The sequence below is a fragment of the Hymenobacter arizonensis genome (assembly GCF_900115775.1).
GTDB lineage: Bacteria > Bacteroidota > Bacteroidia > Cytophagales > Hymenobacteraceae > Hymenobacter > Hymenobacter arizonensis.
In genome coordinates, this window is the sequence record NZ_FOXS01000015.1 from 1 (window position 1) to 12,995 (window position 12,995).

The window sequence follows — 12,995 nt, forward strand, 5'->3', positions numbered from 1 at the left end:
CTACCTCTATTGGCAGCACCGCGGCCACACGTTTGTCAAGCAGATGGATTGCTGCCGGAACCATCGGGCCGTGCCCACCACGTCGGAGGCCTTTGATTTTTACTTCCAGCACCGCCAGGTGTTGGAGCAAGGCCCGCAATTCTACCGCGATTTGCAACGCTACAACCGGGAGCACCCGGATAAGCCGCGTTTTCTGCCGAGCGGCCCCATTCACGACGATGTTCGCTACGTCCGGCTGGCCACCGGCGCGCACGAGCTAGAAGCCAGGGTATGGGCGGGTGAATACGACCCACAAGGCAAGCCGCTGTTTCTGGATTATCCGTGGCGGCGCAAGCAATGGGAGTGGACCAACCGCTTGGAGCAGCTGCCCGTCGTCTTTGGCCATTAGCAACAAGTGCGTATCTAAAGCCCTCTCCCCCGGAAAAGTACCACGCCGGCCGCGCCCCGGAGAGCGGCGAAAACCCGCACGGATTCCAAGAGTTGTCCGACAATGAATGTTATGTTAAGTGCCTTTTCCAAGGAACAAGAGGGAAAAACACCCGCCCGCGACCTTGCCCAAAATCCTATTTACCGACCATGCCCAAAATACAGCTAGCCGCCCAGGGAGCCGCGCACGGCCCCGGCCACGACCCGCGCACCGACCACCTGCGCCCGGTCATTGATTTTCTGCTGGCCCAGGGCAACCGCCCGTCGCACTGGTGGCACGAGAGCGGGTTTTGGTTCGACCAGGGGGGCGAGCTGCATTTCACCTTTACGGACCCCATCGACGCGGCCGAGCTGCGCGAGCACTTCGACTTTCCGCCCTCGATACGCCTTTCCGACGACGGGGTGATAAAGGACGGGCCGAACCACTTTGATATTTACTACGACCGGCCCGCCAAGCCCTTTTCATTTGAGGGGCCACAAACTGATTCTTGAAGGCTTCTTGAATGATAAAAGCTTGATTAATCAGTGATTAGTATCTGACTAGTCAAGTAAGAATTAAGCATGACTAATCAGAAGTTGCAGAGTGTTTACTTTGTGGCTTCTGATTAATCACCGGTCATATGGATAACACCGCTACTTTTTTAACCATAAAGCAAGCAGCTCAGCAGGTTAACAAATCTGAGCAGACTATCCGGCGACTAGTCAAACAACACGCTAAGACTAGTCATATCCAGGTCGAGCAGACCCCTAAAGGCAACACGTATCTGATTAGTCAGGCGTTTCTCGCGCAGCAATACCCCAGCCCGGCCGAGACGTTGCCGGCGCTCATCGAGCCGGCCCAGGGGCCGGAGGTGGCCCAACTGCAACGGCAACTCGCAGAGCGCGACCAGACCATCCAGCAGCTGCAACACCGTTTACTAGAGCAGAACGACGTGCTGAACGCCTTGACTAGTCAGGTGAATAGTCAACGCATCGGCCGCATTGAGGAACTGCTGTTGAGCCAGAACGAGCAGTTGGGGGAGCTGCAAAAGCGGCTGCCTGAGCCGGGCGAGGCCCCGCTATTGTTGCCCGCACCGGAGCCCGCTAAAAAGGGCTTTTGGCAACGGGTGTTCGGCCAGTAGCCCCGCGCCGATAGGGGAGGATGCTAGGTTTTTCTGGTCATGCCATCCAGCATGTCCCCACTGAAGAAATCTACCCATTCGGCGAAGTCGGCGGCGGAAAGGTGTTCGGCCATGTAGTCCTCAAGGAGCACACGGCGGCGCTCGGTAACGTAGTGCCGAAAAACCAGGGCATAGGGTTCGGCCGACCAGTTGGCCCGAGGCCCCAGCGCCCGCAGTTCCTCGAGGTGGGCCGGGGCCACGTCGCGCAGGGTGGGCAGCCAGTCGTTCAGCTCGTCCGACGTGGGCACCAGGTGCTCTACCAGGTCGAGGTACGCCCGTTGGGTTTTGGCAATGTGCTCGTTCATAGAGTATGCTATTTTCTCTTGCTAAACCGTTGTTTACTATCTAGTTCCCAAAGATTGCTTAGTACCAAGCTGTCCCTGTTTGACTTTAGTATCTTGGCTGAAAGCTTTTTATTAAAAATGTCAGTCAGCCACAGTGTGCGCGAGGGTTGGTCTATGAAATAATTAAATCTGTATATTGTATCGCCCCTGCTGGTGAAAGTTGCAGAAGAATCGGCAAATGTCAAAGTGCGGTAAAAAACAGCTGTTTTGTTGGTGTTTTCCCAAGTGCCTTTAATGGAGATGCTTTCAACTGTATCAACCGCATTGGATGAACAGTTTGATAGAAATAGGACCAACAGGGGAAGCGTGTTGACTTTCATATAGCGGGCCGCTAGTGGTAAACATTGGTCATAGCCCCAACATTAGCTTTTCCATCTTTGCCGTAGTTGAGCTTGTCTAGGCCAAGGTTCTTAACGTCGGCTTGATTAACCTTTCTGCTTTCAGGATTCATCGTGCCACCAGGGCCCCCAGCCGGTGCATTAGGGTCATATTGGTACTCTGCATCAACTAGCGTGCCCCTTGGAGACATTATGCCTGGCACACCTTGGCCCCGCATATCTCCTGCTGAATGTTCCTCTCCATATCCGTGGCCCATCTCGTGAGCCTCAGTTGTTGAACCATCGGCTTTTATATTCTTGGTTAAGTATTCCCCTGTATTGGAACCGGCTCCATCCATATAAGATACTCCCCCGGCCACTTTGTCAGAAACCTTTATGTAATTATTCTTAATATCCTTATTTCCTTCAACTTCCTTCTTTGTTAAGTCTGCTTTGTAAACCCCTGTCACTGCGAACTTTACTTTGTAGGTTTCTCCGCCAATTTTCACCGTGCCACCGGCAGCATTCCATGCATTTTGAACGTCAGCAGCGGTGCTTCTGGCTACTTGTGCATTAGCTGCCCCGCCGTAGAATACCATCCTAGAAGACACGGTAACAGTGTGGTTTTTCTTGTCAATAGCTGCGATACCAGAGCGTCCGTCGGGGTCGAATTTATTGACCGGGTTATTACTGACATAACAGTAAGGGGATTCGTACATGAACTGGTGAGCTAAGGGGTCCGGGCTCATCCAACGGCTGGTGATTTCGGCCCTAGCGTGGCCCACGAGTGAATCAGGAGGCAGCAGATAGGCCACGCGCCGCAGGCGGGTATCGTACACCACTGAGCCGATGCGGCGCAGGCTGTCATTCGTGAAAAACTCTTGGTACCGGCCGTTGCTCAGCGTAGCGACCTTGACCGTAACCCCATACTTGAGAAAGGGCTGTTGAGCGTGAACGGTGCGGCCGAGGCCCAGAGCCAGCAGCAAAAAAGCGTAGAGGTAGCGCATGAGCAGGCAGGGTTTAGGGTTTCTTCTGGTACTTCTGTTTTTCGGTTTTCACTGATTGGAGCCAGTCAGCGTACATTTGCGGGGGCATCTCGCGGTAGCCGGTTTCAAAGATGCGCGTATAAGCGGCCTCCATTGCGGCATACACCTGTTGGGCTTCTGGTTTGGAAGTTTGCCGTTCAAATTTCCGCCGCAGAGTTTCGGCCTGGAGCAACTGCGCATTGATGTAGTGGGGGAAGTACTGCAAGGCCAGGTCGGTGCATTTGCTCACGAACGGCTCCGCGGCTACTGGCCCCACCTTGCGCTCGTAGCCTTTGGCCAGGTCTACGAGGCAGAGCACGACATTTTGCTTGGCCGTAAGCGTGTCCATATAAATGCCACTGATGATGGTTTCCCGGCTGATGTAGCCCGAAGCGGTCAGCCAGGCATCTATAGGGAAGGTGTAGCTGGTTAGCTCCGTATTATACCAGCCGTTCTTACGGTTTTGCTGCTTCAGGTAAATGTGATTGGGTGCCAATGAAATCCAGGTTTGCGCGCCCATTTCATCTGCCAGTATTTTATACAGGAAGGGCAGCGAATGACAGTTGCCCTTATGGGTAGCCATCAACTTGCTCACAAACATCTTCGACCAGTCGGTATCTCCGTCGAAGTCCTCAAAATCGTAACGAAATGGGGTTAGGGTGCGCCCGCTGATTAAGCGGGTACTGTCCTTCATGAACTTGAAAATGGCCGCATTGCGTGACACGTTCTCCTTGTCGTCACGGTCGTAAATTAGGTATTGGTCGTTCGTAGCCTTGATAATTCGGCACATTTTCGCAAACCCAGCAATTCGCTCATTGAATGCTGCATAGCTCAGCTTGTTATCAAAATAAGCGTTCTCAGTGATGAATACGGCTCGCTTAAAACTGAGCGGGTAACGGTCATCAAGCATCTTGGCTAGCTCCTGGTAGGCCGGCTCGTAGAAGTCGGCCGCCGTTGGGGCCACCGGCACGGCCGGAGCGGCCGGCCGGATGGGCACTCCCGCGAGCTGCCCCGGCAGTGATACAGCAGGCCGGCTCGTTACCGGGCTAGGGTGATAAGCCGGGACGCGCAGGGCCAGCGGCTCAATGGGCACCAGCACCCGCCGCGAACAGCCCACGCCGAGCATGAGCAGGGCCAGGCACCAGAGCAGCAGGTAAGGGTGTTTCATCAGAGCGGGTTATTTGGCGGCGGTGGGGGCGAAGCGGGCCGCGGCCTGCTGGCTGGCCAGGCGCGCCTTTTCTTGTTCCAGGGCGTTAAGCCAGCGGTCGTACTGCTCTTTGGGCATTTCCTCAAACCCTACTTCGGCCAGGGCGCGGTTCCAGCGTTCCACCTCGGCCATGTAGGGCTTTAATTGGGGCAGGGTGCGGGCCACCTCTGGCGAAGGCTGGCCGGCTGCTTTCCAGGGCTTGACGAAGCGGGCCAGGGCCACGTTATGGGCCAGAATGCGCGCCTGAATCCCTTGCGGGTAGTATTTCAGGGCCAGGTCGGCGCATTTCTTCACAAACTCGTCGTAGCCGTAGTAGTGCTCGTAGCCGCTGGCCAGGTCCACGAGCTGACAGGCCAGGTTCTCGCGCAGGGTGAGCGTGTCCAGGTAGGTGCGCTGCTTCAGGGCCCCGGCCTTGATGTAGCCCGAACTCATGTAAAAGGCATCGGTGGTGAAGTGCCCGTTGGTGGTTTCGTAGCGGTAAAGTGCCCCCCGCGCATCCTTGACCGAGATAAACGTGTGGTTGGGGGCCATGCTGATGTAGGTTTTGACCCCCAGCCGGTCGGCCAGCATCTTGTAGAGCAAGGGCATGGAGTGGCACTGCCCGGTATTGGTGCGCAGTAGCTTGGTAACAAACATTTTGCGATAGTCCTGTTCGCCCCGGAAGTCCTCGAAATCGTAGCGGTAGGGCAGGTGCTTCGATACCACCTTGCCGGCGTAGCTCACTTGCACGGTGTCGGTCATCAAGCGGTGCAGGGCCATAAAGCGGGCGGTCGAGCTGGTATCGGTGCCGGTCAGGCCCCGGCAGATGGTGGCCAGCTCGTCCAGCTCGGCTTTGAAGGTGGCGTAGCTCAGCTCGCCGGCCGCGTAGCTGTTCTCAACCACGAACACGGCTAGCGGCAGGCTGGCCGGGCGTCGCCCGGCCAGCATGTCGGCCAGCACCTGGTAGCCGGCCTCGTATTGGGGCTTATTGCGGGCCTCGAATTGGGTGTTAAATTCGGCTTGTTCGCGGCGTTGGCGCTCGAATTGGTCAATGTCAGCTTGCACCCCGGACAGGCGACGGTCGCCGCCCCCAGCCGCTTGCCGCGTATTGTAGCGTTCTACCTCGTCCATGTTCGCCTGATTCTGCGCACGGGTGCGGGCCTGCTGGTCTTCCATCAAGTTGCCCGGCGTGGGAATACGCGGCCCTTGCGGCTTGGGCACTCCCAGGTCGGTATTAGGCATTTGCCACGTCTGCGCAGGCGTGGCAGTAGCCAGGCCCAGCAGGAGCAATAGGCAGACGAAGGAAGGTAGAGGGTAGCGCATTCAGGAGAAGCTAGGCCCCTCAAAAATACTGGTCCCGGCTGTAATTCCTAGCGAGAGAAGCAATTAGCGCGCTTTGGCTGGCTTGTCGAACAGCGGCCCATTACTAGCTTTTTTGATGCCCAGGATGGTAAGCAGCAGGCCCGAAAGCGAGTGTGATTTAGCGTGTTTGCCCGTTTTCATGTCGTGGGCGAACTTATTGCAGGCGGCGACGTGCGCGGGACTGCCCAGGATTTGCGCTACTAGGTCGGGTGTGGTGATGCTCAGCTGCGCGAGCAGCCGGCCGGCGTTCTCGACCTGGTGCGCGGCCACCCCCGGCAGCGGTTGGGCCGTGGCCCCCAGGTCGGGCAGCGTAGCCACCACGTCCACGGCTTGCGGCTTGACCGTGAAAACCACGTTTTTGAAGGCGCGACCCTTCTTTTCCAGCGTGTAGCTGATACTCAAATCGGTGTGCTCGTTGATTTGCTTAACTGCAATATCCAGCACCTTGGCTTTAAACATAGTAACCTTAGTGTATTCCTCATTTCCCTTTGCATCCACTAAGCCAAGCATTTTTTTGAATTCCAGCAGGTCGAATTTTTTGGTTTCGCCAACGTCTTTCCACTGACTGCAAAGGGTGTAGATGCGTTTGGCGTGCTTGCTGGTGAGACGAAGCGCCGACAGCAGCTCGAAGCTGGTAAAGTTGTTTTTGAGGTCGAATAGGTAGGGCCGGATGGATTCGGACAGCTTAACCTCAATACGACCTTCTCCGGTCATATATTCAATGTGCTGGAACATCCAAAGCTGCTTGTAGCTCTTTTCAGTCAGCACTTCAAACATTCGGGAACCCATTGCTTCCGTGGCTTTGCGGAGGTAGTTGTAAGCGTATTTCTTGCCAGTAATTTCGCTAAGGTCCTTTACTACAATCTCATATAATCCGGTTGTATCGTCTTTGCGCAACTGCGATAGAAGGTAAAAAAACAGGTCCATTTGCAGCTCACTATACTCATAGCGGGCGGTCGTAATGGCGTTATGATGACGTACTTCTAGGGCTTGTTTCATAGTGTCAAAAGCTCCTAGCTGCTTTGGTATGGGCCAAAGGTAACTACCATAAGTAACAGTTTCCTTTTAAGATGGTAATTAACGAATCAAAAGTTTCCTTCAGACGAATCAAAGGTTTCCTTTTGACGAATCAAAGGTTCACCTTCGCGAATCAAAGGTTTCCTTTAGCGAATCAAAAGTTTCCTTTAGTGCTTATAAGATTTTGGAAATCAATCATTTATGAGCCCTACAAATAGAACAAATAGCTCAAATAATCACAACTTGTGTTTCGCGCGAAGAAAAAAGGCATTTAGGGCTGGTTCTGATGGGCGAGGGGCGCAGCCCAAACAAAAGCAACAAAGTCCTAGAAGCCAGTAATTTGCGCGCATTTTATAAACTATATATAATTGGTAATCAATGGTATAAATCCCCCTTGTTGGGCTTATTTGTACGGCCATGTACCCTGGTTTACTGCCTGCTTTTTGGCTCTGCCGTACCCTAGCGCCGGAGCGTTTACTTTGCCGGCATGACGACACTTTTTTACTGGTTGGGCCAGCTCATCGGGGCCTTGATTTACGCGGCCGTGGCCCAGCTCGCGGCCCGGCTGCTGCACCGGACGCTGCCCCAGGTGTCGCGGGGCTTGTACCAAGCCGTCGGCTTGCGCGAGGCCCCGGACGACTGGCTAGTGTCCTTTGTGCGTTTCGCGGGCCTGTTTCTGCTGGCCACCGTCGCGGGCGGGGTGTTGGGCTTGGGCGGGCTGGCCACCTGGCTTGTATTGGCCTGGTTGGGCTACCAGGTGTACCGCGCCGTTTCCGGCCCCCAGGGCACCGCGCAGCCCGCAGGCGGGGACCAACCGCTGCGCTTCACCCTGCGCACCACCAGCGGCCCCGACGTGCGGCTAGGCAACCCGTTCCGGGGCACCTTCATTGCCGGCGGCGCGGGCAGCGGCAAGAGCAAGTCGATTATTGAGCCCATTTTGCAGCAGGCCGGCGCGTTGGGCCTGACGGGCGTGGTCTATGACTTCAAGTTCCCCACGCTGGCCGAGGAAGTCGCCGGTAGCTACGCCGGCACGGCCGTAACGCCCTATTTCGTCAACTTCACCGACCTGAGCCGCAGCCACCGGGTAAACCCACTGGCCCCTGAGCTGCTGGCCACCGCCAGCTTTGCCCGCGAGGCCGCTGCCACCATCATCACCAACCTGGACGCCAAAGCCGCGCAGCAGCGCAATTTTTGGATTCAATCGGGCGAGGTGCTGCTGGCCGGCTGCATCTGGTACTTGCGCCGCAACCACCCCGAGCAGTGCAGCTTGCCGGCCGCCGTGAGCATGATACTGGAGAGCGACGCCGAGCAGCTGCTGGCCACCTTGCAGCAGGACGAGGAAGTGCGCGGCCTGATTGCCTCGATTGCCAGCGCCAGCAAATCGGAAAACACGATAGCGGGCGTTTTCTCGACCATTCAGAATTACCTCGCCGTGCTCAACACGCCCGAGATTTTTTGGGTGATGAGCGGCGACCAGGTGCCGCTTGACCTGAACCGGGCCGAGACGCCGGGCGTCCTGGTGGTGGGCAACGACCCGGCCCTGAGCACAACCTTCTCCCCGCTCATTTCCCTCATCGTGGCCACGGCCATCAAGCGGCTCAACCAGCAGGGCCGCTTGCCGAGCCTGGTGCTGCTCGACGAAGCGCCGACCCTTTTTATTCCCAACTTCGCCCAGATTCCGGCCACGGCCCGCAGCAACAAAGTCGCCACGGTGTACGCCGTGCAGGACGTGGCCCAGATGGAGGCCCTGACAAGTCGGCAGGAATCCGAGATGATTCTAGCGAACCTAGGAAACCAGTTTTGGGGCCGCACGACGAACACGGCCACGGCCGAGCGGGTGAGCAAAATGTTCGGCAAAATCGACAAGCAGTACCGCTCCAAAACGGAGGGCAGCAGCGCGACCAACGAGTGGAATTTGCTGAAGCCGACGACGCGCACGAGCAACACCAGCGAGTCGGTGAGCATCCAGCAGCGCGACAAGTTGGAGGCCCAGCAGGTGATGCGCTTCGACGTGGGCGAGTTCGCGGGCCTGGTCGTGGAGAGCAGCCGCCCGGAGTTCCGCGCCACCTTCCGAGCGGAGCCCAGCAAGGCCGTAAAAATTGCCCCGTTCCAGGAAGCCAGCCCGGCCGAGGTTGCCCAGAATTTCGGGGCCATCAAGGCGCAGGTACGGGCCATCGTGGGCGGGGAACACACCGCGCAGTCGGCCGAAGATTTTGCAATTGCAAAAACTGATACGCCCCCAGAACAGCCCGAAGATTTTGCAATTGCAAAACCAAGCAGTGCCGAAACAACACCACCCACCACCACTACGGAGGAAGAAGCCGACCCGAGTAAATGGTAAAAAGCCGGTCTGATGGAGACTTATAAAACCTCGTACTTAGACTGACAAAAGGTAGTAGTTAGCCGGAAAGGGAAGCAATTATAAGCCGACCAGCCAACTTGAAAGAAGCCGGTTTATCAGCTCACAGGAGGGAGGGGAGGCCGTGTTACCTTGTTACTTTGTTACACGGTAGCCGGTCCTTTCTTCCCTCTTGTTCTAGTAGCCAGGACTGACCAGCCAATGCGAACGGGACCACCAACGGGCGCGAGCGTACCCTAACGGCCCCAGTACCGAAAGGTAGCGAGCAGGAACGCTATTCCGGTCGGCTGCGCCTCCCTCCATACCGTTCCGCTCGCTAACAACGAGTTGTTAGCCAATAACTTGCAATATAAAGCGCCGTTAAAAACAACGTCAGATAGACTTTTTACGTATTTAACACATTGACTATCAATGCTAATTCAAAGTTTTTTATGACGTTGAAGGTTAAAACCGTAGCTACCGATGAGCCCACGTATGATGCGTTCCGGCAACTGGCTAAAGAGTACCACCTGAGTAACCCCGAGCTGCTGGCCGCGATGGTGCAGTACTTCCGGGTGACCAAGGCCGACCCCCGCGAACCCACCGGCCCGGACCTGACCACGAGCCTAGCCAAACTCACGACCAAGCTGGCCGAGCTGGACAAGCGCACCATTGGATTTATCCGGGAGCAGGAGAAGACGTACCTAAAGCCGATTCTGGCCCAAGTCGATGCGCTCCAGGTGCTGAGCGGCCCCGCCCCAAGTGCCCCGGCCGGCCCGAGCGCGGGCCAGGTGCAGGAGCTGAGCGGGTGGTTGGAGCGGGTGTTTTTTAAAGGGATGCACCAGGGCGTATTAGCCCCTTCGTTCCTTGAGCGGGTGCAAAAAACAAACGTTGTCCCGCCGACGCCGGACCCCCAATTGGTGCCCCTTCAACGTGCCCTTGCGGCCGTGATTCGGGGGGCGTTTCAGCCGGAGCTGATGACGGCCGCTCTCAACCCGACGCTGGCAGCCCCAGCCGTTGCGCCCGTTTCACCCCCCGCCCAGCCCGCCTAATGGTTGCCAAAATTCCCAGCGCCGGCAAGGGCCTGGCGCAGCGCACCGGCAGCAGCGGGGGCCTGGTGGACTACTTGGAAAAGGAGGTGCAAGGGCAGTGGTTTAGCCTCGACCGCGAGGACGTGCCCGCCGCCGAAGTCACGCAGACGCTCGACAAAAACAAGCGCAACCTCGGCCGCACCGACGATAAGTATTACCAGGTGGTGCTTGCCCCCAGCCAAGCCGAACTGCGCCACATTGGCAGCGACCCGGAGAAGCTGCGCGAGTTCACGCGGGCCGCGATGGAGCAGTACGCAGCCAACTTTGGGAAAGGCATCGAGGGCAAAGACCTGGTGTACTTCGCCAAGGTGGAGCACGAGCGCACGACCGGCCCGGCCGACCGGGCGGTGCAGTTGGGCGACGTGGAGAAGGGCCAGGCTAAGGAGGGGCCGCAGACCCACATTCACGTTATCGTCAGCCGGACGGAGAACATGGCCCGCTACACCGAGCGCAAGAAGTCGGGGGAGCTGGACCGCAAAAACCCGTACCACCTAAGCCCGCTGACCAACCACAAGGACACGCAGCGCGGGGTAGTAAAAGGCGGGTTTGAACGCAAGCAGTATTCGGAGCGGGCCGAGCAGGCGTTTGATAAAGCGTTTGGCTACGAGCGGCCCCTGACCGAAACTTTCCGTTACGCCCATACGATGCAGCACGGCACCCCGGAGCAGTGCGCGGCGCTCCGGGTGCAGGCCATCCAGGAGCAGCAGGCCGCGCAGCAGCGCCAGGCGGTGCAGCAAGCGGCCGTGCAGCAGTCCGTGCCCAAGCAGCGCCAAGCCGTGCCACTCGCCGCGCAGGTGCAGCAGCCCGCCGTGCCGGTAGAGCAGCGCCCGCAGCTCACGCCCACCGCTCCTGAGCAGGCCCCAGCACCCAAGCAGGAGCGCATCAAAGGGCCGAGAAGGTGAGCTGAACGCCGGCAGCGTCGCGTATTCAGAGGCCAGGCCAGAGCAGGCAGCAAATACGCGATTCTCGCGGCCTTAAAACCGCTTTTTTGAGGTAATACGGGCCTTTTCTCGTATCTTGTAGTATGGAAAAGCAAGCTAAAATCAACGCCGCCACCGACGAGCTGGCCGTGTTGGAATTCGACATCGACGCGCTGGAAAGCAACCACGGCTTGCCGGTGGACGAGGCCGACCTAGCGGCCAAGCAGCGGCGCGCCTTAGACCTATACGCTGAGCTAAAGGAGCTGCGCAAGACGCTGCCGACCGCCCAATGAGCCAGGACCGCGAACCCCAATTCTGCGAAACGGAGCGCACCCCCGAGCAGCGGCTAGAAAGTGTGCAGTGGGCGTTCGGCGTATCGGCCAGCGCAGGCGGGGCACCGTCGCCCGAAGTCGTGCAGCTCTACGAACGCTACATTTTGGGCGAGATTGATATGCAGCACATCGACGTGGCCATGAGCCAGCTCTACCCGCAGTACCCCAGTAACGACCCCTACGCCGGCCGCTGGACCCCCAACCTAGACGTAGAGCCGGCCCGGCCCGTGGAAGTGCCGCCTGGCTTCGAGTACGACCCGGCCGAGGAAGAAGACGCACCCGCAGGCCCGGAAATGCCCGCCGCCTTGTGCGCGGCCCAGCTCCGGGCGTTCGTGCAAGATATAGTCGAGCACCTGGCCACCCAGCCGCCCCGCCAGCGGTACATTCAAATCGACGTGTAACCCCTTTTGCAATTGCAAAATCGCATTCTATGAAAACCGAAGAAGAAATAAACGCCTACGTCGAGGCGCTGGACCGCAAAGACGAGCAGCTAGAAAACGAGGTGGTGCGCCACCAGCAGCTGCACCAGCTCTACCCCGACGCCGGCCACCAGAAAAGCCGGGAGCTGGCCGAGCGGCAGCTACTGGCCGTGCGGGCAAAAGCCGCCGCGCTGGAATGGATACTTCAGCCTAGCGGCGATTACATTCCCCAGGACTGAGCCCACGCCGGGCCGCTACCTGCCGGAAGCAGCGCGGCGTTTTTTGGGGCGGGGCGAAAGCAGCTGCACCAGGTCGGCCAGCAGCCGGCCGCCGGAATAGTAGAGGGCCACCGACCCGACCAACTGCTGTTCGGCAGTCAAGCGATGGACTTGCCCCGCTACGACGGTGTTGAGGTGTTCCACGCCCCGGTCAAGGGCGTAGTCGTTGAGCTTGTCAGTCCACGAGGCGACCGGGGAAGCGGGAAGGCGGCGACGGGGCCGGCGAGGGGAAGTAGTCATGCCAGGAAAGCCACAAAGACGAAGCCAACTTGGGGAAGCGTCATAATTACCGAGCAAGGCCAAGCACGACGAGCCCGATACGGATTCCAAGGACGGCTTAAAAGCCATTTTTTTTCAGCCTCATGTTCCCGACAAAGCATCTACTGGTTTACTTCTTGCTCAGTTGCTGGCTATTGGGTTGCCAGCAGAATCAGCCGGACCAGGTTACTGCGCGAGCGTCTGCCGTGAACGAGCGGCCCTTGGACTCGCTGACCACGGCGTTCCTGGTTCATGCGCGTGATTCGGTGGATACGTGGAGCGACTCCCTGGTTCGCCGCCTGGCGCGGGCCTTGCGGCAGCAGGGGGTGGACACGACGCTTTATTACCGGAGTGGCTGTTCGGGGTGTGATGTGCTGCACGACAAGGGAACGACCCCGTGCCATTGCAACACGACGGAACTCCGGTCCTACCTCTATTGGCAGCACCGCGGCCACACGTTTGTCAAGCAGATGGATTGCTGCCGGAACCATCGGGCCGTGCCCACCACGTCGGAGGCCTTTG

General features: G+C 58.0%; 17 protein-coding genes. 10 read left to right on the forward strand and 7 right to left on the reverse strand.

Annotation, left to right across the window (positions count from 1 at the left end):
* From BMZ66_RS25765 to BMZ66_RS24865, 3 genes are all read left to right on the forward strand, one after another.
* The coding region (locus BMZ66_RS25765) for a hypothetical protein (protein WP_177204922.1) at positions 1-388 on the forward strand (388 nt) is incomplete at its 5' end.
* A 188-nt stretch (positions 389-576) separates the two neighbouring features.
* Positions 577-918 carry a hypothetical protein gene (locus BMZ66_RS24860; protein WP_092679090.1) on the forward strand — a complete coding sequence of 114 codons (342 nt, stop codon included), beginning with the start codon at positions 577-579 and terminating at the stop codon, positions 916-918.
* A gap of 128 nt (positions 919-1,046) precedes the next feature.
* Positions 1,047-1,547 (forward strand): DNA-binding protein, encoded by a 501-nt coding sequence (locus BMZ66_RS24865; RefSeq protein WP_177204923.1) that lies wholly within the window; start codon positions 1,047-1,049, stop codon positions 1,545-1,547.
* A 23-nt stretch (positions 1,548-1,570) separates the two neighbouring features.
* On the opposite strand, the gene BMZ66_RS24870 is transcribed toward BMZ66_RS24865, so the two are convergent.
* The 6 genes from BMZ66_RS24870 to BMZ66_RS24890 all read right to left on the reverse strand — a co-directional run bounded on the left by BMZ66_RS24870 (position 1,571) and on the right by BMZ66_RS24890 (position 6,819).
* Complete coding sequence (locus BMZ66_RS24870) at positions 1,571-1,891, reverse strand: hypothetical protein (RefSeq protein ID WP_092679091.1); 321 nt, start codon at positions 1,889-1,891, stop codon at positions 1,571-1,573.
* A gap of 8 nt (positions 1,892-1,899) precedes the next feature.
* On the reverse strand, positions 1,900-2,250 hold the full coding sequence (locus BMZ66_RS25410; RefSeq protein ID WP_143080463.1) for a hypothetical protein: 351 nt from the start codon (positions 2,248-2,250) through the stop codon (positions 1,900-1,902).
* Between the two features lie 11 nt (positions 2,251-2,261).
* Positions 2,262-3,254 carry an RHS repeat-associated core domain-containing protein gene (locus tag BMZ66_RS24875; protein WP_092679092.1) on the reverse strand — a complete coding sequence of 331 codons (993 nt, stop codon included), beginning with the start codon at positions 3,252-3,254 and terminating at the stop codon, positions 2,262-2,264.
* A gap of 13 nt (positions 3,255-3,267) precedes the next feature.
* Positions 3,268-4,440 (reverse strand): hypothetical protein, encoded by a 1,173-nt coding sequence (locus BMZ66_RS24880; RefSeq protein WP_092679093.1) that lies wholly within the window; start codon positions 4,438-4,440, stop codon positions 3,268-3,270.
* A gap of 9 nt (positions 4,441-4,449) precedes the next feature.
* Positions 4,450-5,781: a transglutaminase family protein gene (locus BMZ66_RS24885; protein WP_143080464.1), complete on the reverse strand. Its 1,332-nt coding sequence runs from the start codon at positions 5,779-5,781 to the stop codon at positions 4,450-4,452.
* Between the two features lie 63 nt (positions 5,782-5,844).
* Positions 5,845-6,819 (reverse strand): replication initiation protein, encoded by a 975-nt coding sequence (locus tag BMZ66_RS24890; protein WP_092679095.1) that lies wholly within the window; start codon positions 6,817-6,819, stop codon positions 5,845-5,847.
* A 505-nt stretch (positions 6,820-7,324) separates the two neighbouring features.
* Here BMZ66_RS24890 and BMZ66_RS24895 point away from each other — a divergent pair.
* The 6 genes from BMZ66_RS24895 to BMZ66_RS24920 all read left to right on the forward strand — a co-directional run bounded on the left by BMZ66_RS24895 (position 7,325) and on the right by BMZ66_RS24920 (position 12,176).
* Positions 7,325-9,178: a type IV secretory system conjugative DNA transfer family protein gene (locus BMZ66_RS24895; RefSeq protein ID WP_092679096.1), complete on the forward strand. Its 1,854-nt coding sequence runs from the start codon at positions 7,325-7,327 to the stop codon at positions 9,176-9,178.
* 449 nt (positions 9,179-9,627) lie between these two features.
* Positions 9,628-10,227: a BfmA/BtgA family mobilization protein gene (locus BMZ66_RS24900; protein WP_092679097.1), complete on the forward strand. Its 600-nt coding sequence runs from the start codon at positions 9,628-9,630 to the stop codon at positions 10,225-10,227.
* Entirely contained in the window at positions 10,227-11,168 is a 942-nt protein-coding gene (locus BMZ66_RS24905; RefSeq protein ID WP_092679098.1) for a DUF5712 family protein, read from the forward strand. Before BMZ66_RS24900 ends, BMZ66_RS24905 begins: the two co-directional genes overlap by 1 nt.
* Positions 11,169-11,290: 122 nt before the next feature.
* The gene (locus tag BMZ66_RS24910) at positions 11,291-11,479 is read left to right on the forward strand and encodes a hypothetical protein (protein WP_092679099.1); all 189 of its coding nucleotides are present in this window, start codon (positions 11,291-11,293) and stop codon (positions 11,477-11,479) included.
* A complete protein-coding gene (locus BMZ66_RS24915) occupies positions 11,476-11,919 on the forward strand; it encodes a hypothetical protein (RefSeq protein ID WP_092679100.1) in 444 nt (147 codons plus the stop codon). The genes BMZ66_RS24910 and BMZ66_RS24915 overlap by 4 nt, the downstream gene beginning before the upstream one ends.
* 29 nt (positions 11,920-11,948) lie before the next feature.
* The gene (locus BMZ66_RS24920) at positions 11,949-12,176 is read left to right on the forward strand and encodes a hypothetical protein (protein WP_092679101.1); all 228 of its coding nucleotides are present in this window, start codon (positions 11,949-11,951) and stop codon (positions 12,174-12,176) included.
* A 15-nt stretch (positions 12,177-12,191) separates the two neighbouring features.
* Here the strand turns inward: BMZ66_RS24920 and BMZ66_RS24925 are convergent, their stop codons facing one another.
* On the reverse strand, positions 12,192-12,455 hold the full coding sequence (locus tag BMZ66_RS24925; protein WP_092679102.1) for a hypothetical protein: 264 nt from the start codon (positions 12,453-12,455) through the stop codon (positions 12,192-12,194).
* A gap of 122 nt (positions 12,456-12,577) precedes the next feature.
* Between BMZ66_RS24925 and BMZ66_RS25910 the strand changes: the two genes are divergently transcribed.
* A partial coding sequence (locus tag BMZ66_RS25910; protein WP_214607071.1) for a hypothetical protein occupies positions 12,578-12,995 on the forward strand: 418 nt, incomplete at its 3' end.